The sequence below is a fragment of the Nocardioides sp. genome, assembly GCF_047607365.1.
Lineage (GTDB): Bacteria > Actinomycetota > Actinomycetes > Propionibacteriales > Nocardioidaceae > Nocardioides.
The window spans coordinates 1-25,826 of the sequence record NZ_JASGDD010000138.1; the positions used below are offsets into that span (position 1 = coordinate 1).

A 25,826-nucleotide genomic window follows, 5' to 3' on the forward strand; every position below is an offset into this window, starting at 1 on the left:
GAGGCACTCGCGCCCGCGGCGCGGAGGCTCACAGGGCGGGCGCGACGACCGCGGCCACCATCCCCGGGCCCACGTGGGCTCCGAGGGCCGCGCCGAGCTCCGCGATCCGCACCGGCGCCACCAGTCGCGGGCCGAGGCGCTGCGTCAGCGACGACGCCAGGGTCTCGGCCCGCTCGAGCGCCTCCAGGTGGGCGACCACGACCTCGACGTCGAGGTCCTTGGCCGCCTCCAGGGCCAGGTCGTCCAGGCGGGCGAGGGCCCGTGCCGACGTACGCACCTTCTCCCGCACCACCACCCGGCCGTCCTCGACCGCGAGCAGCGGCTTCACCGCGAGCGCCGAGCCCAGCAGCGCCGACGCGGCACCGATCCGTCCGCCGCGCCTCAGGAACTCCAGCGTGTCCACGTAGAAGTACGACGTCGTCGCGTTGGCCCGGTCCATGACCGCCTCCGCCGCCTCGGCCAGCGAGGCGCCTCCGGCCAGGGCGTGCGCTCCCGCCTGCGCGGCCAGCCCGAGGCAGGGCCCGACCGCGCGGGTGTCGACGGTGACGACCTCGAGGGAGGCGTCGCGCGCCGCCATCCGCGCCGACTCGACCGTGCCGCTCATCTCGCCGGTGACGTGGACCGCCAGGATGCCGGTGGCGCCCTCGGCGGCCAGCCGCTCGTAGACCTCCAGGAGCATCGTCGGCGACGGCCGCGAGGTGCTGACCGGCTTGCGTGCCGTGAGCGCGGCGACGATGTCGGCCGGGGTGGCGCCGTCCTCGCCGTCCACGTGGGTCTCCCCCGCGACGGTCACCGGGAGGGCGACGATCTCGATGCCCGCGGCCGCGGCGAGCTCGGGCGGGAGGACGGCGGTGGAGTCGGTGACCACGACCGCACGACCCGCCATGCGGCGAACCCTATCGGCCCCCGCCGCCGCCCGACCGGCATGGTCACGGAGCGAGCGGGTAACCACCCTCCATGACCGCCGACATCGAACCGCACGCCAAGGCCGCCAGGGCCACGGTGGCCACGACGGACGCCGAGCTTCCCGGCCTGGTGCTCGTGGTCAGCCTGCTCGCCCTCCTGATGACCCTCGCCCTGCTCCTGAGCTAGTGGTCTGGCCGCGGCTCAGACGACGATGTTGACCAGCTTCGGCGCGCGCACGATCACCTTGACCGGGCTCGCGCCGGCCAGCGCGGCGACGACCGCGGGATCGGCGAGCGCGGCGGCCTCGAGGTCGGCCTCACTGATCGCCGGGGAGACCTCGAGCCGGGCACGGACCTTGCCCTTGATCTGGACGACCGCGGTGACCGAGTCCTCGACCAGCAGCGCGGGATCGACCGACGGCCAGCCGGCGCGGGCCACCGTCTCGGCCAGGTCGGGGTTGCGGCCGAGCCGGGCCCACATGTCCTCGGCGGTGTAGGGCGCCACCAGGGAGAGCAGGATCGCGAGCGCCTCGACGGACTCCCTCACGGCCGGGTCGGCCGGGCCGACCGCCGGGTTGTCGATCGCCTTGCGGGTGGCGTTCACCAGCTCCATCAGCCGGGCGACCATGACGTTGAACCGCTGCGACTCGATCAGCTGGTCCGCCTCGGCGACCGTCTTGTGGACCGTACGGCGCAGCGCCAGGTCGCCGGTGGCCACGTCCGTGCCGGGAGCCGACGTCACGTCGCCCGACAGGCGCCAGGCACGCTGCAGGAAGCGCAGCGAGCCGCCCGGCGAGACGTCCTGCCAGTCGATGTCGTCCTCCGGTGGGCCCGCGAAGACCATGGTCAGGCGCACCGCGTCGACGCCGTACTCGTTGATCATGTCGCCGAGGTTGACGCCGTTGCCGAGCGACTTGCTCATCGCCTTGCCGCCGTTGATCACCTGGCCCTGGTTCATCAGCGCGGTGAACGGCTCGACGAAGTCGAGCAGGCCCATGTCGTGCAGGACCTTGGTGAAGAAGCGGGCGTAGAGCAGGTGCAGGATCGCGTGCTCGACGCCGCCGACGTACTGGTCGACGGGCATCCATTCGCGGGCCTTGGCGGGGTCGAAGGCCTGGGTGTCGTCGCTCGGGTCGAGGAAGCGCAGGAAGTACCACGAGGAGTCGACGAAGGTGTCCATCGTGTCGGAGTCGCGCTTGGCGGCCCCGCCACAGCTCGGGCAGGACACGTTGACCCAGTCCTCGGCCGCGGCCAGCGGGGAGACGCCCGCGGGCTTGAGGTCGGCGCCCTTGAGGTTGTCCGGCAGCCGGACCGGCAGCTGGTCCTCGGGGACGGGCACCTCGCCGCAGGTCTCGCAGTGGATGATCGGGATCGGCGCGCCCCAGAACCGCTGGCGGGACAGCAGCCAGTCGCGCAGCCGGAAGTTGACCGTGCCGGTTCCCGTCCCGGCGGCCTCGAGCTCGGCGATGGTGGCCGCGATGGCTCCGGCCTTGTCGTACGCCGAGTCCTCGTCGTACACGGACACGATGGGGAGGCCGAACTTCTCGGCGAACTCCCGGTCGCGGGCGTCGTGCGCGGGGACGGCCATGATCGCGCCGGTGCCGTAGTCGGCCAGCACGTAGTCCGAGGCCCACACCGGGATCTGCTCGCCGGTCAGCGGGTTGGTCGCGGTGACGCCGAGGTCGATGCCGGTCTTCGGGCGGTCGGTGGCGAGACGGTCGATGTCGGAGGCCTTGCGGACCTCCACCAGATACGACTCCAGGGCCGCCGCCTGCGCGGGCGCGACGATCTCGGCGGCCAGCTTCGCGTCGGCGGCCACCACCATGAAGGTCGCGCCCGACAGGGTGTCGGGGCGGGTGGTGAAGACGGTGATCGTCCGCTGCGAGCCGTCGGCCAGCGACAGCACGAAGTCGACGTGCGCGCCCTCGGAGCGGCCGATCCAGTTGCGCTGCATGGCCAGCACCCGCTCGGGCCACGAGCCCGACAGGGCGTCCATGTCGTCGAGCAGCCGCTGGGCGTAGTCGGTGACCTTGAAGTACCACTGGTTGAGCTCGCGCTTGGTCACGACCGCGCCACAGCGCTCGCACAGCCCGCCCACGACCTGCTCGTTGGCGAGCACCGTCTGGTCGTTCGGACACCAGTTGACCGGGCTGTTCTTGCGGTAGGCCAGCCCCCGCTCACGGAACCTCAGGAACAGCCACTGGGTCCAGTGGTAGTACTCCGGGTCCGAGGTGTGCAGCCGGCGCGACCAGTCGAAGCTCACCGCGTAGCGGCGGAAGGACTCGGCCTGGGTCTCGATGTTGTCGTAGGTGTACGTCGCCGGGTGCTCGTCGCGCTTGATCGCGGCGTTCTCGGCCGGCAGTCCGAAGGAGTCCCAGCCGATGGGGTTGAGGACGTCGTACCCCTTCTGCCACCAGTGGCGTGCGATGACGTCGTGCAGCGCCATCACCTCGGCATGACCCATGTGGAGGTCGCCCGAGGGGTAGGGGAACATCGTCAGCGCGTAGCGCCTCTTCGCGCCGGTCTCGGCGCTGAGCACGCCCGCCTTGAACGGGTCGAGCCGCTCCCACACCGGCCGCCACCTGGCCTGCAGCGCGTTGTAGTCGTACTCGTCGGGCTCGCTCGTCACAGCCGGGGATCCTACCGAGACCGGGCTCCGCTCAGAGCATCGTGCCGAGCATGACGGCCATGCCGGTCCCCATCACGGCGTCGCGCACCCGCCCGCGCGCGACCAGCACCACGACGAGGGCGGCCACGACCGCCAGCGAGCCCCACAGCAGCGGCGCGGGTGCGCTGGCAGGTCCTCCGCAGTCGTCCCGGTAGCACCACCCGAACAATCGTCGCCATAACGTCGTTGCTCACACACAGCCCGCAAGGACGGACCGTCGCGCGTAAAATGGGGATCTCAACGTCTTCGTATTGAGAGCAAGATCGTGAATATCAGATACTCGACTCACTGATGTGCGTCAGGAATCTCGTACGTGATCGGAGCCGACAGCGAAACTTCTAGTCATCATTCACAATAGATAGCGTTCTTGGTTGCCTTGAATGCCGTCTTGGTCCCGCTTGTCTCGACTGATTCCCTCGGGCCAACGTGAGTAGTCTTCTCAATCTTGTACGTATACTTGGTCCCCTTAGGGTAGGCCGTCCACGACTCACCCTTGCTAAGCTTCGGCGACGTGCACGACGTAGTTATGGACGTAGTGGATGAATACGTATAGCCGATCTGGCCAGCGACCCACCCCTTGGACAGCGAGAAACTGGTTTGAACAGTGTTTGTCGCAGAAGTAGCCAGGGATATCGTGCAGGTCGCTCCTGTTCTTCCAACGGTGCATTGTCCAAGAACTTCGTCATCATTCACGTACCCTGTGATCGTCTTCAGGTCGACTACATCGTAGGAATACGTCGCCGCAGGTCCCGAACCTGCTTCCGCCGGTCCGCTGGTGACGACTACACAAACCAAACCAGCGGTCATCACAAACTGCCCTGCAATTTTCGCACGCCTCATTGGTTTCCCTCTCCCCAAGTGATCCTCCACCTGGGAGGGTCCACCCAGTAGTGACGAGAATTGGTTTCGCGTTGGTAAAATCCAGACACATGCTGTCAAATTGCTTTTAAGTCTGCATTCACGAGAACGCTCCCTGACGAGTACGCGTCCCTCTCTCGCCCTCCTCATCCTGACGACCCTCCGGGTTGAACAGAGGACCCAGAGACCGGACGTGGCGCCGGTGTCGTTAGTCGGAGGTGCAGAGGCCGGCGGTGTCGGCCAGCGCGAGGAGGCCGTCGATCTGCGGCAGCGGCCGGGAGTCGTTCTCCAGGTGCCAGAGTCCGTCGACCAGGCGGTAGTCGCCCTTGATCTGTCCGGCGACGAACGCGCGCAGCCCGGCGACGAGCCGGTCGACGTCCTCCCCGGTCGTGGCGAGGCCGACGCTCACCCGGATCGCGCCCAGCGGCAGGTCGAGCCTGGCCAGCAGCGGGTGGGCGCAGAACCTGCCGTCGCGCACGCCGAGACCGTGCTCCGCGGCGAGGTACGCCGCCAGGTAGCCCGGCTCGGTGTCCTCCATCGTAAAGGTGAGCACCCCCACGGGCTCCTCGGAGTCGACCCAGAGCCGGGCGATCCGGACCCCCTCGATCGACTCCAGCCCGGCGACGAGCCGCTCGCGGAGCACGCGCTCGTGCTCGGCCCACGCCTGCTCGTCGAGACCCGCGAGCGTGGTGCAGGCGGCCGCCAGCGCGACCGCGCCGATGAGGTTCGGCGTGCCGCCCTCGTGCCGGGCGGGGCCCGCCTGCCAGGTGGTGTCGCGCAGGTGGACCTGCCTCACCGCTCCCCCGCCGGAGAGATAGGCGGGGCCGGCGTCGAGCCAGTCCGCACGGCCGACGAGCGCGCCGGCGCCGTACGGCGCGTAGAGCTTGTGGGCGCTGAACGCGACGTAGTCCGCGTCGGTCTCGCGCAGCGAGAACCGGCGGTGGGCGAGCAGCTGGGCGCCGTCGACGAGCACTCGCGCGCCGTGCTGGTGGGCGACCGCGACGACGCGGTCGAGCGGCAGCGCCTCGCCGGTCACGTTGGAGGCGCCGGTGATCGCGACCAGCGCGTAGGTCTCGCCCTCGAGCTCGGCCTCGATCCGGTCGAGCGTGCCCGCGACCGTGGCCGATCCGACGACGATCGTGACGCCCTGGGGGTGGCTCTGCCACGGCAGGAAGTTCGCGTGGTGCTCGACGTCGATGACGAGCACCTTGCCGGGGACGACGCTCGCGAGCAGGTTGATCGAGTCGGTGGTGTTGCGGGTGATGATCGTGAGGTCGTCCTCGCGGGCGTCCACGAAGGCCGCGATCTCGGTGCGCGCCTCCTCGTAGAGCGCGGTCGAGACCTGGGAGAGGTAGCCCGCGCCGCGGTGGACGCTGGCGTACCACGGCATCACGTCGGCGACGCGGTCGGCGACGACCTGGAGCGCGGGCGTGCTCGCGGCACCGTCGAGGTTGGCGTAGGTCACCCAGCTGCCGTCGAGCAGCGGGACCTGGGTGTCGCCGCCCACGACAGGCAGCAGCGCCTCGACCTCCGTGCGGGTGGGCGTCAGCGTCATGCCCCGATTCTAAAGCGATCGGGAAGACATTCCGCCGGGCTCGCAGTTTCGAGACGGAGTACGTTCGAGGGCGTGCCCACCACCGACCTGACCGCTGCCGACTTCGAGCGATGCGTCCTCGACCACGAGATCGTCCTCGTGGACTTCTGGGCGTCGTGGTGCGGACCGTGCCGCCAGTTCGCCCCCGTCTACGACGGCGCCTCGGAGAGACACCCCGACATCGTCTTCGGGAAGGTCGACACCGAGGCCGAGCCCGAGCTCGCCGGCGCGGCCCGGATCACCTCGATCCCGACCCTCATGGCCTTCAAGAAGGGCCATCTCGTGTTCTCCCAGCCCGGCGCCCTGCCCGCCGACGCCCTCAACCAGGTCATCGAGGCCGTCGTGGCGCTCGATGTCGAAGCCGAGCTCAGCAAGGAGTCCGACCAGTGACCCGCACCGTCTCCGCCTACGGCGCCTCCGACCCCACCCAGCCCCTCCACCCGCTGACCGTCGAGCGACGCGACCTCGACGAGCACGACGTCCTCATCGAGGTGAGGTACGCCGGCATCTGCCACTCCGACATCCACACCGTCCGCGGCGAGTGGGGCGACCAGCCGTGGCCCGTCGCCCCCGGCCATGAGATCGCCGGCGTCGTCACCGAGGTCGGCGCCTCCGTGACGAAGTACGCCGTCGGCGACCGCGTCGGGGTCGGCTGCATGGTCGACTCCTGCGGCGAGTGCGCCGAGTGTCGCGACGGCCAGCAGCAGAACTGCCTCGAGGGGAGGGTCACCTGGACCTACGGCAGCATCGACAGGTACGGCATGACCACCCACGGCGGCTACTCGACGCACGTCGTGGTGAACGAGGACTTCGTGCTGCGGATCCCCGACGGGCTGGAGCTCGACGTGGCCGCGCCCCTGCTGTGCGCGGGCATCACGACGTACGCGCCCCTGGCGAACTGGGGCGCCGGTCCGGGCAAGCGGGTCGCGGTCGTCGGGCTGGGCGGCCTCGGGCACATGGCGGTCAAGATCGCCGCCGCGCTCGGCGCCGAGGTCAGCGTGCTCTCGCAGTCGCTGAAGAAGCAGGAGGACGGTCTCCGCCTCGGGGCGAGCGCCTACTACGCGACCTCGGATCCCGACACGTTCAAGGCCCTGCGCGGCTCCTTCGACCTGATCGTCAACACCCTCAGCGTGCCCTTCGACCTCGGCGGCTACCTCGGCCTGCTCGCCCCGCGGGGCGCGATGGTCTGCGTCGGGCTGCCGCCGGAGAGGATGAGCCTGCACATCGGCTCCGTGATCGGCGGCGGCAAGGCGCTGGCCGGCTCCAACATCGGCGGCATCCCGCAGACCCAGGAGATGCTCGACTTCTGCGCCGAGCACGGTCTGGGCGCGGAGATCGAGGTGATCTCGGCCGACCAGATCAACGAGGCCTATGAGCGGGTCGTGGCCTCGGACGTGCGCTATCGGTTCGTCATCGATGTCTCGACGTTGGAAGCCGTGTCCTAGGATGCTCCGCGAACGGGAGTAGTCCCTCGACCGGGTGTCGACATACTGGCCGCCGATGCGGCCCGGTGCTCGGGGTCAACGCATGCGACAGCGTGCGGTGACTGGACGAGACGTTCGGACAACCAGCCCTGCGTGCTGGCGTCCGAGCGCTCCCGCCCCGGGTCCGGTTCGGACGCAAGCCGCCAGAACCGAAGGACCCCCATGATCGACATCGGCACGCTGCTCACCGTCTTCGCCCTCATCTTCGTCTCCGAGCTGCCCGACAAGACCGCCATCGCCAGCCTGGTGCTCGGCACGAGGTTCCCGTTGCGGTGGGTCTTCGCCGGGGTCGGCGCCGCCTTCGCCGTCCACGTCGTGATCGCCGTCGCGGCGGGGCACCTGCTCACGCTGCTCCCCCATCGTGCCGTCGAGACGGTGGTCGGCCTGCTGTTCCTGCTGGGCGCGTTCCTGATCTGGCGTGAGGGAAGCGAGGACGACGAGATGCTGGCCGCCGAGGAGTCGGCCGACGAGGCCGAGGTCGCGGACGTGCCCGCGAACGCCTCGTTCTGGAAGGTCGCCAGCGTCGGCTTCGGCGTCATCTTCATCGGCGAGTGGGGCGACCTGACGCAGATCATGACGGCCAACCTCGCGGCGAGGTACGAGGACCCGCTCTCGGTCGGCATCGGCGCCGTCCTCGGCCTGTGGGGCGTCGCGCTGACGGCCATGCTCTTCGGCAGGACCCTGCTCCGGATCCTGCCGATGAAGATCATCACCCGCGTCGCCGCCGCTGTCATGGTCGTGCTCGCGGTCGTCACGCTGGTCGGGGCAATCCGTGGCTGATCGCGCCGTCGCGACGACTCCTGACGAATGCGTCCGGCGGCCCGCCCGCTCCTAGAATCCCCCGGTGAGCACCGAGCAGAGCCCTCGCCTCGACCGGATCGACCGGATCGACCGGATCGACCCGGAGAAGCTCGCGATCACGCTCGAGGTGCTCGGACAGCTGCATCAGCTGGACCCCGACCACGACGACGTACGCACGGTGAAGCGCGCGACGTCGTACATGTGGAAGCTGATCAAGAAGGCGCGGCGAGCCGAGATCCGGGGCGCCAAGCAGGCGCACGACCAGGCGATCATCGAGCTGACGGCCACCGGCTCGAGGATGCGGATCGACGACGAGACCGCCGGGATCCCGCTGGTCTCGACGGCGCCGGGCGCGTTCGCCGGCGAGCTGCTGACCGCGCGCGGCTGCTACATCTGCAAGCAGGACTTCACGCTCGTCGACGCGTTCTACCACTGGCTGTGCCCGTCGTGCGCGGCGATGTCGCACGCCAAGCGCGACCAGCACGCCGACCTGCGCGGCAAGCGGGCGCTGCTGACGGGCGGGCGGGCGAAGATCGGGATGTACATCGCCCTGCGCCTCCTCCGCGACGGCGCCCATCTCACGGTGACGACACGCTTCCCCAAGGACGCCGTACGCCGGTTCGCCGCCATGGACGACAGTCATGAGTGGATCGACCGGCTCAAGATCATCGGCATCGACCTGCGCGACCCCACCCAGGTCGTGGCGCTCACCGACGAGGTCGCCGCCGACGGGCCGCTCGACATCATCGTCAACAACGCCTGCCAGACCGTACGCCGTCTCCCCGGCGCCTACACGAACCTCATCGAGGGCGAGAGCGCTCCCCTGCCCGCCCCTTCCTTCTACGGCCACGCCGCGCTGCCCGAGATGCTGACCTTCGACCGCATCTCCGAGGCCCACCCCGCTGCGCTGGCCGGAGCGCTCTCCGCCGCGCAGATGGCCCACCACGAGGGCGAGTCGCCGGCCTCCCACGCCGCCGAGCTCGCGGCCTCCAGCGCCGCCGCGCTCACCCAGCTGTCGCTCACCGCCGGCGGCGCCTCGCTGGAGGCGCACCTGGCCGGCACGGCTATCGACGCCGGCGGCCTGATCCCCGACATCCAGGTCAACAACTCCTGGACCCAGGTGGTCGACGAGGTCGATCCCCTGGAGCTGCTCGAGGTGCAGTTCTGCAACTCCATCGCACCGTTCCTGATCATCAGCCGGCTCAGGCCGCAGCTGCGCGCCGCCGTGGCGGCCGGAGCGCGCCGCGCGTACGTCGTCAACGTCTCGGCCATGGAGGGACAGTTCTCCCGGCGCTACAAGGGGGCAGGTCACCCGCACACGAACATGGCCAAGGCGGCACTGAACATGCTCACCCGGACCTCGGCCGGTGAGATGTTCGAGACCGACCGGATCCTGATGACCGCCGTCGACACCGGCTGGATCACCGACGAGCGACCGCACGAGGAGAAGCTCCGCATCGCCGCCGAGGGCTGGCACGCGCCGCTCGATCTCGTGGACGGCGCCGCCCGTGTCTACGACCCGATCGTGCAGGGCGAGGCGGGCGTCGATCTCTTCGGCTGCTTCCTCAAGGACTACGAGCCCTCACCCTGGTGATGAGCCCGCCAGGTTTTGTCGGTGGGCCGGCCTAGTCTTCTTGGTAGGCGATCACCTCAAGGTGCCACCCACGAGACGTCCCGCTGGACGCGGTGTCGAAGTGGCGAAGGGTCCGCCAGTCGCGAGGGTAAGTAATAGCGCCACCACGGGCCTCCAGGAGCGACGACCGGCAGCACACACCCGTGTGCCGCTTCGTCGACGCCCGGAGGAGGTGGTTGCTGATGGTGGTCTCGTACGCCGACCCCACCCACCCCATCCTCCGGGCTGCCTCACTCATGCGGGAAGTACTCGGTGATGTCGCGGGCGTTGACCCGATGTACATGACCCCGATCGACCAGGGCACCGCCCTGCGGGAGCTGACCGCGGTCCTCGCCCAGGTCACCGAGCTCCGCGCCCGGATCATGACCACCGCCTCCATGGCTGGCGGGGCAGCGGATGCGGCTGGCGCCCACACCGCGGGTGCCTGGCTGGCGACCGAGACCCGGATCGGACACCAGGCTGCACGGGCGGAGCAGCGCCTCGCCGACGGCCTAGTCGCACGACCCGCTGTCGCGGCAGGGATGCGGGCCGGCACCGTGGCGCCCGAGCAGGCGCGGGTGATCCTCACCGCCCTCGATTCCCTTCCCGAGAGTGTCGAGACGGAGATGATCACCGCCGCCGAAGCCCATCTGGTCGACGCGGCTGCGCGGCACACACCACGCGAGCTGCGGCTACTCGGCCGCCGGGTGCTCGACGTCCTGGCGCCCGACGTGGCGGAGGCCCATGAGGCCCGGGCATTGGAGGCCGAGGAACGCACCGCCCGGGAGAAGACCAGCCTCTGGTTCGCCAAGGTCGGGGACGGCACCACCAGATTCGGCGGCCGACTCCCCGACGTCGCCGCGACCCGCCTGGCGACCTACCTCCACGCCCTCCTCAACCCCCGCCGCGCCACCACCCCGGCCTGGGCACGCGGCACGGAAAGCACCGACTGTGCGGCAGGGACGGACTCGGCCAGTAGCGCAGGCGCGACCGACCACTTGGCCAACGAGACGGCCGGCGACATGGCCAGCGGCCCGGGAGACGAGACGGTGTGGTGGCGACTACCTGGGCGGCGGAAGCTCGGCCACGCCTTCTGCGAGCTGCTCGAGCGGATCGATCCGGATGCCCTGCCCGACCACGGCGGCGCGTCGACGGAGCTGGTCGTCACCATGACCCTTGACGCACTCCGCGCCGACCTCGCGACCGCGAGTATCGTCGGACCCAACGGATCCCAGCCGATCTCCGCGTCGGAAGCCCGGAGACTCGCCTGTGGTGCCGGGATCATCCCGGCCGTCCTCGGCGGAGCCGGGCAGGTGCTCGATCTCGGGCGCACTCGACGCCTCGCCACCCGCACCCAACGGACAGCGCTCGCGCTCCGGCACCCCACGTGCCAAGGCGAGCACTGCGACCGACCCGCCGCCTGGTGCGAGGTCCACCACCTCGACCCCTGGGCCTACGGCGGCCGCACCGACCTCGACCGCCTGGTCCTCCTCTGCAGCGCGGACCACCACCTCATCCACGACACCGCCTACCTCCACGAGCGCCTCCCTGACGGCACCATCCGCTTCACCAGGAGGACGTAGAGGACGTCAGGCGAGCCGAGCGTGAGAGGCAGCCGGGATCGAACACCCGCCTCGTCGACGGCGGGTCGGCCAGCAGCGCTCGCGCGGGGCGGACCGGCCGCCGGACCAGCTCGCCACCGCAGTTGGGGCAGATCCCACCGAGCCGACCTTCGGCACAATCACGGCACCAGGTGCACTCGTAGCTGCAGATCAGCACGTCCGGCGACGCCGGATCGAGGTCGCGGTCGCAGCATTCGCAGCTGGGTCTGATCTCGAGCACGAGGCCAGCATCACGATCACCGCGCCACTCGAACAGCGGCGATCCTGCCAGACTGCGTGGATCCCGCGCCCGAGCCAGGGCATCCCCGTGGGCCAGGTCGCCGGCTCTCGCCCGATCACGAGTTCGGGTCAGGCAGTGGAGCCCACCGTGAAGCGGTACGCCGTCGCGCCGAAGTCCCCGTCGTCGCTGAGGATCGCGGTCCCGTCGGGCGTATCTGCCGGGACGGTGACGGTGGCGTGGAAGCCCATGTCCTTCCCGCCCGGAGTGAAGCTCCCGAGGTCGAGGTCCGTCCCGCCGGGCAGGCGAGCGATGAGATGGACATCGGGCAGCGGCTTCAAGGGGCTATCGCAGCCGGTGTCGTTGCAGGTGCTGGAGTAGAAGTGCCCGTAGATCGTCACCGACTCCCCTGCCGCGACCGTCGGCGCCGGGGCGCCGAACTCGCCGCCCGGCGGCTGGTCGTCCAGGTAGGGACCCGCACACGAGGCGCTCGCGTCCGAGTGACACGACCTGGTGCCGGCGAACAGCACCGCGACCAGGGCGGCGACCAGGGCGGCGACGATGCCGACCAGGACGAGGCTCCCTACCTTCATGACCACCCCTCCGCTCCTGCTGTCGGCCCATGGTGCCCCGAGAACACGACGACCACTAGCGTTCGGCCCATGCTGCGCTTCGAGCTCGACGACCTCACCCGCCCGGCCGTCGTCGCGCTGCTGGAGGAGCACCTGGCGGACATGTACGCCAGCTCGCCGGCCGAGTCGGTGCACGCGCTCGACCTCGACGCGCTGCGAGCGCCCGGCATCGCGTTCTGGACCGCCTGGGAGGGCGAGGAGCTGCGCGGGAGCGGGGCCCTGAAGACGCTCGACGGTGCGCGGGTCGAGCTGAAGTCGATGCGCACGACACCCGGCGCACGCGGCCGGGGCGTCGGGGCGGCGATGCTCGACCACCTCCTCGCGGAGGCCCGCCGGGTGGGCGCCCGCACCGCACTGCTGGAGACCGGGAGCCAGGACTTCTTCGCCCCGGCCCGCCGGCTGTACGAGCGGGCCGGGTTCGTCGTACGCGAGCCGTTCGACGACTACGTCGAGGATCCCAACAGCGTCTTCATGGAGCTCGCGCTCGACTGAGCGATCCGCACGCCGGTCAGGGTCCGGTGCTCCCCGCCGCACCCGCACCGCCACCGCACCAGGATCACGCCCGGCTCGAGGTTCGTGACGTCGCGGACGTCGTGGTGACTGACCAGGGTCGGAGCACCCGAGCGCGGGCACGTCCACGAGGCCATCACGACGGGCTCCCCGCCAGCAGCGCCGGACCCGCCCGCCGCACCGAGGCGGCCTCCAGCCGGGCGGCGAACCACGGCACCGTCCGCTGCACCAACGGCCCGATCGCCAGCGCCTCCAGCGCCGTGCCGATCCCGACCTGCCCGCCGAGCAGGAAGCCGGCGACCAGCACCGTGAGCTCGACCGAGGTCCGCGCCCAGCCCAGCCGCCAGCCCAGCCGGGCGTGCAGGCCGGTCATCAGGCCGTCGCGCGGGCCGGGACCGAGTCGCGGCGCGAGGTAGAGGCCGGTGGCGACCGCGAGCAGGCCGATCCCGGCACCGAACAGCAGCAGCCGCGCGGCCACCTCCGTCGGCGCCGGGATCAGCCACAGACCCACGTCGGCCGCGGGACCGATCAGGAGGACGTTGAGCACCGTCCCCACGCCGGGCCGCTGGCGGAGCGGCCACCAGAGCAGCAGCACGCCGAGGCCGATGAGGTCCGTCACGACGCCGAACGACATCCCCGTCGTCCGGGAGACCCCCTGGGCGAGGACCGACCAGGGGTCGAGGCCGATGTGGGCTCGCACGATCATGGCGATCGAGAGACCGTAGAGGACAAGTCCGGTCAAGAGCCACGCCATCCGGCGCATCGTCGTCGTGAGGCTGTGTTCGATCACTCGTCAAGCCAATCTCAAGGCCACTTGAGCGACAAGAGGCCAATCTGCGTAAAGTGGCCTCATGATTCGTGGACGACTGGCCGCATCGACGCTCGGGGACCTTCTCGGCGACTGGCGACGCGACGGGACGGGCGGGCTGCCGGCGTACGAGGCCCTGGCCGAGCGCATCCGGCTGCTGCTCATCGACGGCCGCATCTCCGCCGACGTGCGACTGCCGTCCGAGCGCGAGCTCTCCGAGCGCCTCGACCTCTCCCGCACCACCATCACGGCGGCCTACCGCCAGCTGCGCGACAGCGGCTACGCGCGAGCCGTCCAGGGCTCCGGCACGACCACGACCCTCCCCCTCGCCCGCCCGCCGGCGACGGCGCCGCGGTCGCAGGTCATCGACCTCACCATGGCCGCCCTGCCGGCCACCAGCCTCCTGCCCGCCGCGGCCGCGCTGGCGACCGAGGAGCTGGCGGCTCACTACGACACCCCCGGCTACCAGCTCATCGGCGTCCCCGCGCTGCGCGAGGCGATCGCCGAGCGCTACACCGCGCGCGGCCTGCCGACGGACCCCGAGCAGATCCTGGTCACCAGCGGCGCCCAGGGCGCGATCACCCTGCTGTCGCGCACCTTCGTGACCAGGGGCGACCGGGTCTTCGCCGACAGCCCCAGCTATCCCCACGCGTACGACGCGCTGGCATCGGCCGGGGGTCGGATCGTGACCTCCCCCGTGACCCCGGAGGACGGCTGGGACACCGCCTCGCTCGCCGCGACGATCGGGCGCACCAACCCGTCCCTCGCCTACGTGATGCCCGACTTCCACAACCCGACGGCCCGGTCGATGACCCTCGACGACCGTCACGAGCTGCTCCACGCCGTCGCCAAGGTCGACACCCTCCTGATCGCCGACGAGACCACCGGCGAGCTCGACATCGACCGCCGCGAGCACTACGGGCCGCTCGCGACCCTGGCGGGCGAGCACGGCGCCCGCGTCGTGCACATCGGGTCGGCCAGCAAGCTGCTCTGGGGCGGGCTGCGGATCGGCTGGATCCGGGCGTCGGCCGACATCCTCGGCCGGGTGGCGGCCGTCCGGCCGGCTCACGACCTCGGCAGCCCGGTCTGGGAGCAGCTCGTCGCGGCGCACCTCGTACGGCGGAGCGGCGAGGCGATCGAGGAGCGCCGTAGCCAGCTCCGCGAGCGGCGCGGCGCCCTCGCCGACGCGCTCGCGCGCCACCTCCCCGACTGGGAGATGCCCGAGCGGCTCGAGGGCGGGCTCGCGGCATGGGTGAGGCTGCCCGCGCCGGTCAGCTCGCAGGTCACCCTCGCCGCCCGCGCGCACGGGATCCACCTGACCGCGGGCCCGCGATTCGGCATCGACGGCGCCTACGAGCGACGACTGCGCTTCCCTCTGACCTCCCCTGCGACCCTGACCCAGGCGGTCGCGATCCTCGGCGAGCTCTGGCCGACCGTCGCCGACACCACGCCCCTGCGACTCACCACCAGCGAGCCGTCGGTCTGAGCGCATTCAGCGCGAGTCGGCGAACTGCTGAGTGCCCAGCACGGCGAGCAGCCGGAGCTTCTCCTCGTCCTCGCTGTGCGGCGCCGCGGTGAGGACCAGCAGCGCCTGCGACTGGTCCTCGGTGAAGAGGACCTGGCAGTCCAGCTCGATCGGGCCGAGCTGCGGGTGCACGAGCACCTTGTGGTCCTCGAAGCGACGCGCGACCTCGTGGGTCTCCCACAGCGTCGCGAACTCCGGGCTCAGCCGCTGCAGCTCGCGCACCAGCTCGCCCGCCCGCGAGGAGGATCCCATGACGCCGTACGCCGCGCGGAGCGATGCGACCTGCGCCCGGCTCTGCCGCCCCCGATCGTCCTCGGGATAGCGCAGGCGCTCGGTGTCCGGACGGGTGAACCAGCGGTAGATCTCGCTGCGCTCCCAGCCGGAGTAGCCCGAGTGGTCGCCGAAGAGCGCCCGCGCGGGGCCGTTCGCGACGAGCCGCTCACCGAGCCGGTCGATCACCATGGCCGGGGTGTCGGCGAGGCGGTCGAGGACGCGCAGCAGCGCCGGGGCGACGTACTCCCCCGCGCTCATCCGGTCCGGCGCGCTGTGTCCGGCGACACGATAGAGGTAGTCGCGCTCGTCCGGCGTGAGCCGCAGGGCCCGCGCGATCGCGGCGAGCATCTGGGTCGACGGCTGCGGGCCGCGCCGCTGCTCGAGGCGGGTGTAGTAGTCGGTCGACATCGCCGCCAGCGCGGCCACCTCCTCGCGCCGCAGCCCGGGAGTGCGCCGCCGCGACCCGGTCGGCAGCCCGACGTCGACGGGCCGCAGCGCCTCACGGTGGCGCGTCAGGAAGTCGGCGAGGGCGGAGCGGTCCATGTCGCCATCCTCCCCGAGCCCCGCCCGCGCAGCCACGGACCGCCGATCCCCCGATGAGCCGTCTCTGCCTCGCCTCCCCGCGGACGGGCACGGTGGAGGCATGGACATCACCGGCAACACCATCTTCATCCCCGGCGCCACCAGCGGCATCGGGCTCGCCCTCGCGGTCGCCCTCGCCGACCGCGGCAACACCGTGATCGTCGGCGGCCGCCGCGCCGAGCTCCTCGACCAGATCGCCGCGGAGCACGGCCTCGACACCGTGCGGATCGACACCGCCGACGCGGCCTCCATCGCCGAGGCCGCCGCGGCCGTCGTCGAGCGGCATCCCGACCTCAACGTCCTCGTCACGATGGCCGGCATCATGCGCCCCGAGGACTGGACGACGCCGTACGGCGACGGCGACGGCCAGGGGTTCGTCGCCCATGCCGAGCAGACCGTCACCACCAACCTGCTCGGACCGATCCGTCTCATCGGCGCCTTCATCGAGCACCTGCTCGCCCAGCCGCGCGCCACGATCATGACCGTCTCGTCCGGCCTGGCCTTCGCCCCGCTGAGGATCACGCCGACCTACAACGCGACCAAGGCCGCGATCCACATGCTGAGCGAGTCGATCCGTCTCCAGCTGGACGGCACCTCGGTCGAGGTCGTCGAGCTGGAGCCGCCGGCGGTGAGGACCGACCTGATGCCGGGCCAGAGGGAGAGCGACGTCGCGATGCCGCTCGAGGACTTCGTCGCCGAGGTGGTCGGGCTGATCGAGGAGCAGCCCGACGCCCGCGAGATCCAGGTCGAGAACGTGAGGTTCCTGCGCTACGGCGAGGCGCGCGGCGACTACGACCAGGTGGTCGCCACGCTCAACCGGCTCGACCCGCACTGAGGACCATGCCTCGATGACATGTCCCCAGGGCTCGCACGCTGCGCGACCCCTGGGGACATGTCATCTAGCCTGCGGGCATGTCGCTCGACCTCGCTCGCGCCCACCTCGCCCGCCACGGCCTGGCCGAGCGGATCATCCTGACGGAGGAGTCGGCGGCGACCGTCGAGCTGGCCGCGGCCGCGCTCGGCGTCGAGCCGGCGCGCATCGCCAAGACGCTGAGCTTCCGGGGCACCGAGCCCGGGACGGCGATCCTCGTCGTCCTGGCAGGCGACGCGCGGCTCGACAACGGCGCGTTCAAGGCGACCTTCGGGCTCAAGGCCCGGATGCTCGGCGGCGACGAGGTCGAGCGCCTCACCGGCCATGCCCCGGGCGGCGTCTGCCCGTTCGGCAACCCGGACACCGCGACGGTCCACCTCGACGAGTCGCTGCGGCGCTTCACCAGCGTCCTCCCCGCCTGCGGAAGCCCGAACTCCGCCATCGAGCTCACGCCGGCGCAGCTCGAGGAGATCACGGGCCACCGCGGCTGGGTCGACGTCAGCGCCCGATCTCCGCGGTGAGCGCGCCGGTCGCGGCGACCAGGTCGGCGGGGGCGAGCTCGAGGTCGAGTCCGCGGCGGCCGCCGCTGACGAAGATCGTGTCGTACGCCGTCGCCGACTCGTCCAGCACGGTCGGGTGCGCGCGCCGCTGGCCGATCGGCGAGATGCCGCCCGCGACGTAGCCGGTGGCGCGCTCGGCCGCCGCCACCTTGGCCATCACCGCCTTCGACCCGCCGAGCGCCCGCGCGAGCGCCTTGAGGTCGAGCTGGCCGGACACCGGCACGATCCCGACGCAGAGCCGCCCGTCCACCGAGGCCATCAGCGTCTTGAACACCCGCCCCGGAGCGACGCCCAGCGCCGACGCCGCCTCGAGCCCGTACGACGTCGCGCGCGGGTCGTGCTCGTAGGGATGCAGCGTGAAGGCGATCCCCGCGGCGGACAGGGCGACCGTCGCCGGCGTACCTCCAGCCTGCCTCCTCGACACCCTCGCCACGGCGTCGCAGACTACGCGGCGCCGTCGAGCACGGCGCGGTTGTGCCGGTAGCCGACCGTCTCGTAGCCGATCACCGTGATCCACGGGGTCACCGCCAGCACCGCGAGCGCCCAGGCGAGCTCGACGCCGGACGCCGCGAGCACGAGCGAGAGCGCGATGGTCACCGCGGACGCGCCGATGAGGACGAGATGGAACGGGTCGAAGGAGCGGGAGAAGACCGCGTAGAGCACGTAGAGGAACAGCAGGTAGACCGCCGTCGGGATCGCGGCCGTCGCGACGGTGGCCACGAGCGAGGTCTCGCTGTGATGCTCCAGGAAGTACGCCGCGACGTGCAGTCCCGCGCCGACCGCCACGATCGCCCCGAAGAGGAGGATGTGGCCGTAGCCCCAGCCGAAGGAGCGCTCCCGCCACGCGGTGAGGATCTCGGCGTGCGGGATGGCGTAGTAGGTCCACCACAGCCCGAAGATGAGCGCCGTGCCGACCAGCGCGAGGAGGCCGACGTCGAGGGACAGGCCCTCCTCCTTCGCCAGCGCGGTCAGGCTCGCCATCGTGCCCAGCAGTCCCTCGCCGAGCGCGATGATCACCATCAGCCCGTAGCGCTCCGCGATGTGGCCGGGGTGCCACGGCGTGCCGCCGTAGCGGCGCTCCGCCACCACGGGTCCGCCGACCTCGATCGCCATCGGCACGACCATCAGCGCGAAGGTCGGCCCGATGCCGAGGTCGGCGGCGGCGAGCAGGCACCACAGCACCTGCGAGGCCACGATGGACGCGATGTAGACCCGGTGCGCCGGGCGTCGCGCGGCGTCGTTCCGGCCGGCGCGCCACCACTGGAGCACCATGGCGATCCGCATCACGACGTACCCGAGCACCATGACGTCGTTGTCCAGGGTCTCGGCGTGCTCCTCGACCGAGGCGAACATCGCCGGAAGCCCGAGCGCGAAGACCAGCACGCCGACCATCTGGAGCATGGTGGTCAGGCGGTAGATCCAGTCGTCGGTGTCGTACGCCGAGGCGAACCAGGTGAAGTTGATCCAGGCCCACGCGACCCCGAAGGTGGCGAAGCAGAAGCCGGCCAGCGCCGCGCCGGTGTGGCCCTCGGCCAGGCCGTGGGCGAGCTCGTCGGCCGCCGTGCCGAAGGCGACGACGAAGGTCAGGTCGAAGAGCAGCTCCAGCGGGGTGGACGCCCGCTCGTGCTCGGCCGGGTCGCGCCCCACCATCCGAACCGCCCAATGCTGCACCGTCGCGTCCGTCATGAGGGACAGCATCCCGCCTTGAACAAGCCACCACCACATGTGACGCTGGTCACATGACGATCAGCGCGTCCTCCCCGATGCCGTCGTACGACGTCGGCGAGAGCTCCACCCCCCTCCTGGACGAGACGATCGGCGCCGCGCTCGAGCGCACGGTGGCGACCCATCCCGACCGCGAGGCCCTGGTCGAGGTGGCGTCGGGCCGGCGCTGGACCTGGCGCGAGCTCAACGAGGACGTCGACCACCTCGCCCGCGGTCTCCTGGCGGAGGGGGTCGAGAAGGGGGACCGGATCGGGATCTGGGCGCCCAACTGCGCCGAGTGGACCCTCGTGCAGCTGGCCACCGCGAAGATCGGCGCGATCCTGGTCAACGTCAACCCGGCGTACCGGAGCCACGAGCTCGACTACGTCGTGAACCAGTCGGGGATGCGGATGCTGCTGTGCGCGACGCGGTTCCGGGACAGCGACTACGCGCGGATGACCCACGAGATCCGCGCGACCGCCCCGGCGCTGCGGCAGGTGATCTTCATCGACGGTCCCGACTGGGAGCACCTCGTGACCGAGGGCGAGGAGATGCCCCGGCACGCGCTCGAGGAGCGGATGAGCCACCTGGAGCCGGGCGACGCGATCAACATCCAGTACACCTCGGGCACCACCGGCTTCCCCAAGGGCGCCACGCTCAGCCACCGCAACATCCTCAACAACGGGTACTTCACGACCGAGACGATCGGCTTCACCGCCGACGACCGGCTCGTGATCCCGGTGCCCTTCTACCACTGCTTCGGCATGGTGATGGGCACGCTCGGCTGCGTCACCCACGGCGCGACGATCATCGTCCCGGGCCCGGCGTTCGACGCCGCCACCACGCTGCGGAGCGTCGTCGAGGAGCGGGCGACCGCGCTCTACGGGGTGCCGACGATGTTCATCGCGGAGCAGAGCCTGCCCGACTTCGGCGACTACGACCTGTCGACGCTGCGCACCGGCATCATGGCCGGCTCGATCTGCCCGGTCGAGGTGATGAAGCACTGCGTCAACGACATGCACATGGACGAGGTGTCGATCGCCTACGGCATGACCGAGACGTCGCCGGTGTCGTGCCAGACCCGCGCCGACGACGACCTCGACCGGCGTACGACGACGATCGGCCGGGCCGCGCCCCACGTCGAGATCAAGATCGTCGACCCCGCCGGCGAGACGGTGCCACGTGGGGAGACCGGGGAGTTCTGCACCCGCGGCTACTCGGTGATGCTCGGCTACTGGGACGACCCGGAGAAGACCGCCGAGGCGATCGACGCCGACGGCTGGATGCACACCGGCGACCTGGCGGTGATGCGGGAGGACGGCTACTGCACGATCGTCGGGCGGATCAAGGACCTCGTCATCCGCGGTGGGGAGAACATCTACCCGCGCGAGATCGAGGAGTTCCTCTACACCCATCCCGACGTCGAGGACGTCCAGGTCGTCGGCGTACCCGATCCGAGGTACGGCGAGGAGCTGTGCGCCTGGCTCCGGATGCGCGCCGGGCGGCCTCCGCTCGACGCCGACGCGGTGCGGGCCTTCTGCGAGGGGCGGCTGGCGGGCTACAAGATCCCGCGCTACGTGCGGATCGTCGAGGAGTTCCCGATGACGGTGACCGGCAAGATCCGCAAGGTCGAGATGCGCGAGGTCAGCGCGAGGGAGCTCGGCCTGGCCTGAGCCCCGCGCGCCTGCCAGAGTGAGTCCCGTGACCGGCACCGTCAGCGACACCTGGCGCCTCGACCATCCGTGGGCGCACGTCTACTCCTTCGGCATGGGCCACCCGGCGCTCGCCCGGACCGCCGGCGTGGTGGGCTTCGGCACCAGCTTCGACGGCCTGTACGACGCCATCGACTCCCTCGCGCACGTCCCGGCCGGAGGCACCGTCCTCGACGTCCCGTGCGGGTCGGGGATCGCGCTGCGCGGCGTCGACCCCGCCGCGGGGCTCCGCTACCTCGCCTGCGACATCTCCCCCGCCATGCTGCGCCGGACCCGGCGCGCGGCCGAGCGCCGCGGCATCGCGATCGAGACCCTGGAGGGCGACGTCGCCGACCTCCCGCTCGAGGACCGCTCGGTCGACCTGACCCTCAGCCTCACCGGGCTGCACTGCTTCCCCGACCCGGGCGCGGCTGTCCGCGAGATCGCCCGGGTCACCGCCGACAGGATCGAGCTCACCTGGCTGCGCTCGGACGCCGGCCTGCGCTACCGGCCGATCCTCGTCGCCGGCCGCGCCGGCGGCCTGGTCGGCCCGTCGGCCACCGTGCTCGAGGTGACCGGCTGGCTGCGCGCCGCGGGGTTCGTGAGCTACGCGGTGACCGAGGGCGCGTTCGCCTACCTCTCCGCCCGCCGCCCCTGACCCGACTGGGGCCTCCCCTCACACCGACTGGGGCCTCCCCTCACACCGACTGGGGCCTCCCCTCACACCGACTGGGGCCTCCCCTCACACCGACTGGGGCTCAGAGCCCGAACAGCCGGGCCGCGTTGCCCCTCAGCGCCCCGCGCACCCAGGCATCGCCCAGGTCGAGCCGCGTCACCGCCTCGAGGGCATGGAGATACGGATAGGGGATGTTGGGGAAGTCGCTGCCGAAGAGGATCCTCTCGCCCAGGTCGGCCAGCCGCGGACGGAGCTCGCGCGGGAAGGGCGCCAGGGCCTCGGTGAAGTCGGTGAACGCCATCGTCGTGTCGAGGTGGACGCCGTCGTACGCGTCGGCGAGGCCGAGGAAGTCGGCGTACTCCGGAAGGCCCATGTGCGCGACGATCAGCCGCAACCGCGGATGGCGGCCCAGCAGCGTCCGGATCCGCTCGGGTCCGGTGAAGCGACCCGGAGCCGGGCCCGATCCGCAGTGGATGAGCACGGGGACGCCGGCGTCCTCGATCAGCCCCCACACCCCGTCCAGCGCCGGATCGTCGGGCGGGAAGTCGCTCACCTGCACGTGGATCTTGAAGATCCGCGCGCTCGACGCGAGCGCCAGGCCGACGTACTCCTCCGCGGAGGGCTCGGGATAGAACGTCGCGGTGAGGAGGCACTCCGGCGTGCGGGCGGCGAAGTCGCGCGCCCAGGAGTTGAGCCACGCCGCCATGTCCGGGCGGTGCGCGTAGATCATCGAGGTGAATCGCTCGACGCCGAAGCCGCGCAGGAGGGCGACGCGCTCCTCCTCCCCCGTGCGGTAGGTGATCGGCCACGCCAGGCCGGTCATCGGGCCGACGGCGTCGAAGTAGTCCCACACCTTGGCCAGGACATTGGCCGGCATGAAGTGGGTGTGGACGTCGACGAGGCCGGGGAGGCCCAGCCCGGCGGTCACGGCCCGGACCCGCTCGGCCTCGTCGCTCGGTGTCACGGGGCCACCCTAGTGACGCGCGGGCGCCCTCACGCCGGGTCGTAGCCCCCGGCGGCGATGTCCTCGAGAAGCGTCGGACCGCCCGGGGCCCAGCCGAGCGCCGCGCGCGTGATCGCGCTCGACGCGCTGAGGTCCATGGCGAAGAACCGGCCGACGAAGCCGAAGTGGCCGATCGCCTCGTCGGGCGCGATCGCGGCGACGGGCAGACCCAGCCGCTCGCCGATCGCCTCGGCGATCAGGCGCGTCGGGATCGCCTCCTCTCCCACGGCATGGAGCCGCGTGCCGGCCGGCGCGCTCTCCAGCCCGAGCCGGACGAGCCGCGCCGCGTCGCCGCGGTGGACGGCCGCCCACGCGTGCTCCCCGTCGCCCACGTACGCCGACACGCCGGTCCGCCGCGCGGCCTGGGCGATCAGCGCGACGAACCCGTGGTCGCCGATCCCGTGGACGGTCGGCGCGAAGCGGGCGGCGATGGCGCGGACGCCCTGGCCGGCGAAGTCGAAGGCCCGGTTCTCCCCGCCGCCACGCGGGGCGTCGGGGCCCACGGAGGGGTTGGCGTCGTTCTCGGTCGCGGGCCGGCCGGGGGCGAGGCCCGCGACGCCGGAGGAGACGACGAGCGGCCGGCCGGTGCCCGCGAGCGTCTCGGCCAGGGCCTCGATCGAGGCGCGCTCGGCCCGGTTGGAGGCCGCCGGGTCGGACCAGTCGTGCTTGTTGGCCAGGTGGATCGTGCCGTCGGTCTGCGCCGCTCCGCGGCGCAGCGAGTCGAGGTCGTCGAGGTCGCCGCGGAGGACGTCGGCGCCGTTGGCGGCGACGACCTCCGCGGCGGCGTCGGAGCGGACCAGGCCGAGGACCTGGTGGCCGTGGGCGAGGAGCTCGTCGACGACGGCGGAGCCGATCCAGCCGCTGGATCCGGTGACGAATACGCGCATGGGTGATGCCTCTCGTGCTGATGTCCTACTGATGTCAGTTCCTGACATCGACGGTAGCACTTCATGTCAGAGACTGTCATCACCTAGGATGCCGACCATGGCCCGATGGCAGTCCGGATCCCGCGAGCGCCTCGCCGAGGCGGCACTGCGGCTCTTCGCGACCCAGGGCTTCGAACGCACCACCGTCGCCGAGATCGCCACCGAGGCGGGCCTGACCGAGCGCACCTTCTTCCGCTACTTCGCGGACAAGCGCGAGGTGCTCTTCGCCGGCTCGGAGCGCTTCGAGGCCGGCTTCCTCGACGGCGTCGCCGCCTCGGGGGCGACGACGCCGATGGCGCTCGTGACGGCGTCGCTCCGGCAGGCCGCCGAGTTCTTCACGGAGGACCGGCGGGCGTGGTCGCGCTCGCGTGCCGTCGTAGTCGCGGCGAATCCGGCCCTGCAGGAGCGCGAGCTGCACAAGATGGGCGGAGTCGTCGAGACGTTGACGGCCGCGCTCGTCGAGCGCGGCGTCGACGCGGTGACGGCGGGGCTCGCGGCCGAGACCGGGGTCAGCGTCTTCCGCCGGGCGTTCGCCGCCTGGATCGCCGAGGGCGAGAGTCGCCCCTTCGCCGAGCTCCAAGACGAGCTGCTCACCCGTCTCCAGGCGCTGCTCGGCTCACCCTGACCACTAGCCTCAGGAGCGTGGAGCTGCATCCGACGCGCCGCTCCAAGGCGCTCGAGTACGCCGGCTACGACCCGGCCACCGGGACCCTGCGCGTCCGCTTCCGCCGGGGCGGCGTCTACGACTACCTCGACGTGCCGCCCGAGGTGTTCGAGGCGCTGATGACCTCGGCCCACCCCTGGACCGAGTGGCGCGAGCACATCACGTCGACCTACGCCTACCGCCGCGTCGACGGCTGACCCCGCGGCCCGCGCGCCCCGGCCACCGGCCCCGAGAGCCGGCGTGGCGGTCCCGGGCGGGAGCAGTGCCTCGTCATGGCGACATCTCCGCGTAACACGATCTGCGTATCATGAACTGATCAGTTCACCATACGAGGAGAGACCATGAGCCGCACCGTGCTCACCGACGGCCGCCCGAACGGCCGGACCGAGACCCAGAGCATCGTCGTCGAGGGCGGTCGCATCGCCGAGGTGCTCGACGCTCCCCCGGCCCCGCAGCCGGGCGAGACGCGCATCGACCTCGGCGGCGAGATCGTGCTGCCGGGCTTCGTCGACGGGCATGCCCACATCGACAAGAGCCTCTGGGGCGAGCCGTGGGTGCGTCGCACCTCCGAGGAGATCTCGATGCGCCAGATGTTCGAGGACACCCTGACCGACTGGCAGGAGACCACGACTCCGTGCGCGGTGCGCGCGGCGAGGTTCCTCGGCGAGTGCGTCCGCCAGGGCACGACGAGCGTGCGCACGCTCGTCGACGTCGCCCCGCAGATCGGACTCGCCGGCGTCGACGACGTGCTGAAGGTCAAGGAGGCCTTCGGCCCAATGGTCGACCTGTCGGTCGTCGCCTTCGCCCAGCTCGGCCTGCTCAGCAACCCCGGCACCGCCGAGCTCCTCGACGAGGCCCTCTCCCGCGGCGGCCTCGACGGCGTCGCCGGCCTCGACCCCGCGAACATCGACGGCGACGCCGGCAGGTCCCTCGACGCCGTCTTCGGGCTGGCCGCCAAGCACGGAGTCGCGGTGGACTTCCACCTCCACGAGTCGGGCGAGCTCGGCCGCTGGCTCATCACCCAGATCGCCGATCGCGCCCGCGAGCACGGCATGGAGGGCAGGGTCTCGCTCTGCGACGTCTTCAGCCTCGCCGACGCCTCCCCCGACGAGCTCGACCGCACCGGCGCGGTCCTGGCCGAGGCCGGGATCGCCGTCGCGGTCGGCGTCCACGGCCTGCTCCCGGTCCCCGACGTCCGCCGGCTGCACGCACTCGGGGTCCCGATGTGCCTCGGCTCGGACTCCTCCCGCAGCCGCTGGTCGCCGTGGGGCGAGGGCGACATCCTCTCGCGCGCGACCTTCCTCGCCTACAAGTCCTACTTCCGCCGCGACGACGACCTCGAGTTCGCGCTCTCGATGGGCACCTCGCTCGGCCGCGACGCCCTCGGCCTGGAGCCGTGCGACCTCGCCGCCGGCGACCCCGCCGACCTCGTCGTGCTGCCCGGCCAGGCGCTCGGCGAGATCGTCGTCGTGCCGCCGCGGCGCACTCTGGTGATGAAGAGCGGCGAGATCGTCGCCCGCGACGGCGCGCTCCTCCACACGCCGGTCCTCGGCGACTGAGCCGAGGGTCGGTCGTGGCTCCGTCCGGCCTCGCGTCGTACCGCCTCCGCGGCGCGCGGCTGTCCGGAGCCGGCGACGAGC

26 protein-coding genes are annotated in these 25,826 nt (G+C 71.5%); 15 read left to right on the plus strand and 11 right to left on the minus strand.

Annotated features, from left to right (window positions below; all coding sequences use genetic code 11):
- Nucleotides 1-28 precede the first annotated feature (28 nt).
- Nucleotides 29-886, minus strand: a complete 858-nt coding sequence (locus QM572_RS11055; RefSeq protein ID WP_415093008.1) for a DegV family protein — start codon at nucleotides 884-886, stop codon at nucleotides 29-31.
- Nucleotides 887-957: 71 nt separating this feature from the next.
- Between QM572_RS11055 and QM572_RS11060 the strand changes: the two genes are divergently transcribed.
- Nucleotides 958-1,092 (plus strand): hypothetical protein, encoded by a 135-nt coding sequence (locus tag QM572_RS11060; protein ID WP_415093010.1) that lies wholly within the window; start codon nucleotides 958-960, stop codon nucleotides 1,090-1,092.
- Between the two features lie 15 nt (nucleotides 1,093-1,107).
- Here QM572_RS11060 and leuS read toward each other — a convergent pair whose 3' ends face one another.
- Nucleotides 1,108-3,534 carry a leucine--tRNA ligase gene (gene leuS / locus QM572_RS11065; RefSeq protein ID WP_415093012.1) on the minus strand — a complete coding sequence of 809 codons (2,427 nt, stop codon included), beginning with the start codon at nucleotides 3,532-3,534 and terminating at the stop codon, nucleotides 1,108-1,110.
- 1,105 nt (nucleotides 3,535-4,639) lie between these two features.
- On the minus strand, nucleotides 4,640-5,986 hold the full coding sequence (locus QM572_RS11070) for an aminotransferase class V-fold PLP-dependent enzyme (protein WP_415093014.1): 1,347 nt from the start codon (nucleotides 5,984-5,986) through the stop codon (nucleotides 4,640-4,642).
- 72 nt (nucleotides 5,987-6,058) lie between these two features.
- On the opposite strand from QM572_RS11070, the gene trxA reads away from it, so the two are divergent.
- The 5 genes from trxA to QM572_RS11095 all read left to right on the plus strand — a co-directional run bounded on the left by trxA (nucleotide 6,059) and on the right by QM572_RS11095 (nucleotide 11,505).
- Nucleotides 6,059-6,415: a thioredoxin gene (gene trxA / locus QM572_RS11075; RefSeq protein ID WP_415093016.1), complete on the plus strand. Its 357-nt coding sequence runs from the start codon at nucleotides 6,059-6,061 to the stop codon at nucleotides 6,413-6,415.
- Nucleotides 6,412-7,470 (plus strand): NAD(P)-dependent alcohol dehydrogenase, encoded by a 1,059-nt coding sequence (locus QM572_RS11080; RefSeq protein ID WP_415093018.1) that lies wholly within the window; start codon nucleotides 6,412-6,414, stop codon nucleotides 7,468-7,470. The genes trxA and QM572_RS11080 overlap by 4 nt, the downstream gene beginning before the upstream one ends.
- A gap of 201 nt (nucleotides 7,471-7,671) precedes the next feature.
- Complete coding sequence (locus tag QM572_RS11085) at nucleotides 7,672-8,289, plus strand: TMEM165/GDT1 family protein (protein ID WP_415093020.1); 618 nt, start codon at nucleotides 7,672-7,674, stop codon at nucleotides 8,287-8,289.
- Nucleotides 8,290-8,353: 64 nt separating this feature from the next.
- Nucleotides 8,354-9,904: an SDR family NAD(P)-dependent oxidoreductase gene (locus tag QM572_RS11090; RefSeq protein WP_415093022.1), complete on the plus strand. Its 1,551-nt coding sequence runs from the start codon at nucleotides 8,354-8,356 to the stop codon at nucleotides 9,902-9,904.
- A 221-nt stretch (nucleotides 9,905-10,125) separates the two neighbouring features.
- Nucleotides 10,126-11,505, plus strand: a complete 1,380-nt coding sequence (locus tag QM572_RS11095; protein WP_415093024.1) for a DUF222 domain-containing protein — start codon at nucleotides 10,126-10,128, stop codon at nucleotides 11,503-11,505.
- Here the strand turns inward: QM572_RS11095 and QM572_RS11100 are convergent.
- The gene (locus tag QM572_RS11100; RefSeq protein WP_415093026.1) at nucleotides 11,489-11,764 is read right to left on the minus strand and encodes a DUF1272 domain-containing protein; all 276 of its coding nucleotides are present in this window, start codon (nucleotides 11,762-11,764) and stop codon (nucleotides 11,489-11,491) included. The two genes, QM572_RS11095 and QM572_RS11100, sit on opposite strands and share 17 nt — an antisense overlap.
- A 128-nt stretch (nucleotides 11,765-11,892) precedes the next feature.
- Nucleotides 11,893-12,354 carry a hypothetical protein gene (locus tag QM572_RS11105; protein WP_415093028.1) on the minus strand — a complete coding sequence of 154 codons (462 nt, stop codon included), beginning with the start codon at nucleotides 12,352-12,354 and terminating at the stop codon, nucleotides 11,893-11,895.
- 69 nt (nucleotides 12,355-12,423) lie between these two features.
- On the opposite strand from QM572_RS11105, the gene QM572_RS11110 reads away from it, so the two are divergent.
- Nucleotides 12,424-12,885, plus strand: coding sequence for a GNAT family N-acetyltransferase (locus tag QM572_RS11110; RefSeq protein ID WP_415093030.1), 462 nt, complete (start codon nucleotides 12,424-12,426; stop codon nucleotides 12,883-12,885).
- Between the two features lie 154 nt (nucleotides 12,886-13,039).
- Here the strand turns inward: QM572_RS11110 and QM572_RS11115 are convergent, their stop codons facing one another.
- Nucleotides 13,040-13,657, minus strand: coding sequence for a YczE/YyaS/YitT family protein (locus QM572_RS11115; protein WP_415093032.1), 618 nt, complete (start codon nucleotides 13,655-13,657; stop codon nucleotides 13,040-13,042).
- 97 nt (nucleotides 13,658-13,754) lie between these two features.
- Here QM572_RS11115 and QM572_RS11120 point away from each other — a divergent pair, with 97 nt between their 5' ends.
- The gene (locus QM572_RS11120) at nucleotides 13,755-15,197 is read left to right on the plus strand and encodes a PLP-dependent aminotransferase family protein (RefSeq protein WP_415093034.1); all 1,443 of its coding nucleotides are present in this window, start codon (nucleotides 13,755-13,757) and stop codon (nucleotides 15,195-15,197) included.
- A gap of 6 nt (nucleotides 15,198-15,203) precedes the next feature.
- Here the strand turns inward: QM572_RS11120 and QM572_RS11125 are convergent, their stop codons facing one another.
- Nucleotides 15,204-16,052, minus strand: coding sequence for a helix-turn-helix transcriptional regulator (locus QM572_RS11125; protein WP_415093036.1), 849 nt, complete (start codon nucleotides 16,050-16,052; stop codon nucleotides 15,204-15,206).
- A 100-nt stretch (nucleotides 16,053-16,152) separates the two neighbouring features.
- On the opposite strand from QM572_RS11125, the gene QM572_RS11130 reads away from it, so the two are divergent.
- Both QM572_RS11130 and QM572_RS11135 read left to right on the plus strand, forming a co-directional pair.
- On the plus strand, nucleotides 16,153-16,926 hold the full coding sequence (locus QM572_RS11130; RefSeq protein WP_415093038.1) for an SDR family oxidoreductase: 774 nt from the start codon (nucleotides 16,153-16,155) through the stop codon (nucleotides 16,924-16,926).
- A 77-nt stretch (nucleotides 16,927-17,003) separates the two neighbouring features.
- Complete coding sequence (locus tag QM572_RS11135; protein ID WP_415093040.1) at nucleotides 17,004-17,483, plus strand: YbaK/EbsC family protein; 480 nt, start codon at nucleotides 17,004-17,006, stop codon at nucleotides 17,481-17,483.
- Here the strand turns inward: QM572_RS11135 and ybaK are convergent.
- Both ybaK and QM572_RS11145 read right to left on the minus strand, forming a co-directional pair.
- Nucleotides 17,461-17,946, minus strand: coding sequence for a Cys-tRNA(Pro) deacylase (gene ybaK, locus QM572_RS11140; protein WP_415093057.1), 486 nt, complete (start codon nucleotides 17,944-17,946; stop codon nucleotides 17,461-17,463). The two genes, QM572_RS11135 and ybaK, sit on opposite strands and share 23 nt — an antisense overlap.
- Nucleotides 17,947-17,966: 20 nt before the next feature.
- A complete protein-coding gene (locus QM572_RS11145) occupies nucleotides 17,967-19,208 on the minus strand; it encodes a low temperature requirement protein A (RefSeq protein ID WP_415093041.1) in 1,242 nt (413 codons plus the stop codon).
- A gap of 53 nt (nucleotides 19,209-19,261) precedes the next feature.
- Here QM572_RS11145 and QM572_RS11150 point away from each other — a divergent pair, with 53 nt between their 5' ends.
- On the plus strand, nucleotides 19,262-20,899 hold the full coding sequence (locus QM572_RS11150) for an AMP-binding protein (RefSeq protein ID WP_415093043.1): 1,638 nt from the start codon (nucleotides 19,262-19,264) through the stop codon (nucleotides 20,897-20,899).
- 28 nt (nucleotides 20,900-20,927) lie between these two features.
- Nucleotides 20,928-21,575 carry a class I SAM-dependent methyltransferase gene (locus tag QM572_RS11155; RefSeq protein ID WP_415093045.1) on the plus strand — a complete coding sequence of 216 codons (648 nt, stop codon included), beginning with the start codon at nucleotides 20,928-20,930 and terminating at the stop codon, nucleotides 21,573-21,575.
- Between the two features lie 100 nt (nucleotides 21,576-21,675).
- Here QM572_RS11155 and QM572_RS11160 read toward each other — a convergent pair whose 3' ends face one another.
- Complete coding sequence (locus tag QM572_RS11160; protein ID WP_415093047.1) at nucleotides 21,676-22,557, minus strand: amidohydrolase family protein; 882 nt, start codon at nucleotides 22,555-22,557, stop codon at nucleotides 21,676-21,678.
- Between the two features lie 29 nt (nucleotides 22,558-22,586).
- On the minus strand, nucleotides 22,587-23,483 hold the full coding sequence (locus tag QM572_RS11165; RefSeq protein ID WP_415093049.1) for an SDR family oxidoreductase: 897 nt from the start codon (nucleotides 23,481-23,483) through the stop codon (nucleotides 22,587-22,589).
- A 97-nt stretch (nucleotides 23,484-23,580) separates the two neighbouring features.
- Between QM572_RS11165 and QM572_RS11170 the strand changes: the two genes are divergently transcribed.
- The 3 genes from QM572_RS11170 to QM572_RS11180 all read left to right on the plus strand — a co-directional run bounded on the left by QM572_RS11170 (nucleotide 23,581) and on the right by QM572_RS11180 (nucleotide 25,745).
- Nucleotides 23,581-24,147, plus strand: coding sequence for a TetR family transcriptional regulator (locus QM572_RS11170; protein ID WP_415093051.1), 567 nt, complete (start codon nucleotides 23,581-23,583; stop codon nucleotides 24,145-24,147).
- Nucleotides 24,148-24,164: 17 nt separating this feature from the next.
- Complete coding sequence (locus QM572_RS11175; RefSeq protein WP_415093053.1) at nucleotides 24,165-24,383, plus strand: KTSC domain-containing protein; 219 nt, start codon at nucleotides 24,165-24,167, stop codon at nucleotides 24,381-24,383.
- A gap of 144 nt (nucleotides 24,384-24,527) precedes the next feature.
- Nucleotides 24,528-25,745, plus strand: a complete 1,218-nt coding sequence (locus QM572_RS11180; RefSeq protein ID WP_415093055.1) for an amidohydrolase family protein — start codon at nucleotides 24,528-24,530, stop codon at nucleotides 25,743-25,745.
- The last annotated feature ends 81 nt before the right edge of the window (nucleotides 25,746-25,826 follow it).

Bases quoted from the DNA above. Each gene is read 5' to 3' on its own strand.
- QM572_RS11055 (WP_415093008.1), bottom strand. From the start codon at position 886: ATGGCGGGTCGTGCGGTCGTGGTCACCGACTCCACCGCCGTCCTCCCG.
- QM572_RS11060 (WP_415093010.1), top strand. From the start codon at position 958: ATGACCGCCGACATCGAACCGCACGCCAAGGCCGCCAGGGCCACGGTG.
- QM572_RS11070 (WP_415093014.1), bottom strand. From the start codon at position 5,986: ATGACGCTGACGCCCACCCGCACGGAGGTCGAGGCGCTGCTGCCTGTC.
- QM572_RS11085 (WP_415093020.1), top strand. From the start codon at position 7,672: ATGATCGACATCGGCACGCTGCTCACCGTCTTCGCCCTCATCTTCGTC.
- QM572_RS11095 (WP_415093024.1), top strand. From the start codon at position 10,126: ATGGTGGTCTCGTACGCCGACCCCACCCACCCCATCCTCCGGGCTGCC.
- QM572_RS11105 (WP_415093028.1), bottom strand. From the start codon at position 12,354: ATGAAGGTAGGGAGCCTCGTCCTGGTCGGCATCGTCGCCGCCCTGGTC.
- QM572_RS11110 (WP_415093030.1), top strand. From the start codon at position 12,424: ATGCTGCGCTTCGAGCTCGACGACCTCACCCGCCCGGCCGTCGTCGCG.
- QM572_RS11115 (WP_415093032.1), bottom strand. From the start codon at position 13,657: ATGGCGTGGCTCTTGACCGGACTTGTCCTCTACGGTCTCTCGATCGCC.
- QM572_RS11120 (WP_415093034.1), top strand. From the start codon at position 13,755: ATGATTCGTGGACGACTGGCCGCATCGACGCTCGGGGACCTTCTCGGC.
- QM572_RS11125 (WP_415093036.1), bottom strand. From the start codon at position 16,052: ATGGACCGCTCCGCCCTCGCCGACTTCCTGACGCGCCACCGTGAGGCG.
- QM572_RS11130 (WP_415093038.1), top strand. From the start codon at position 16,153: ATGGACATCACCGGCAACACCATCTTCATCCCCGGCGCCACCAGCGGC.
- QM572_RS11135 (WP_415093040.1), top strand. From the start codon at position 17,004: ATGTCGCTCGACCTCGCTCGCGCCCACCTCGCCCGCCACGGCCTGGCC.
- QM572_RS11145 (WP_415093041.1), bottom strand. From the start codon at position 19,208: ATGACGGACGCGACGGTGCAGCATTGGGCGGTTCGGATGGTGGGGCGC.
- QM572_RS11150 (WP_415093043.1), top strand. From the start codon at position 19,262: ATGACGATCAGCGCGTCCTCCCCGATGCCGTCGTACGACGTCGGCGAG.
- QM572_RS11165 (WP_415093049.1), bottom strand. From the start codon at position 23,483: ATGCGCGTATTCGTCACCGGATCCAGCGGCTGGATCGGCTCCGCCGTC.
- QM572_RS11170 (WP_415093051.1), top strand. From the start codon at position 23,581: ATGGCCCGATGGCAGTCCGGATCCCGCGAGCGCCTCGCCGAGGCGGCA.
- QM572_RS11180 (WP_415093055.1), top strand. From the start codon at position 24,528: ATGAGCCGCACCGTGCTCACCGACGGCCGCCCGAACGGCCGGACCGAG.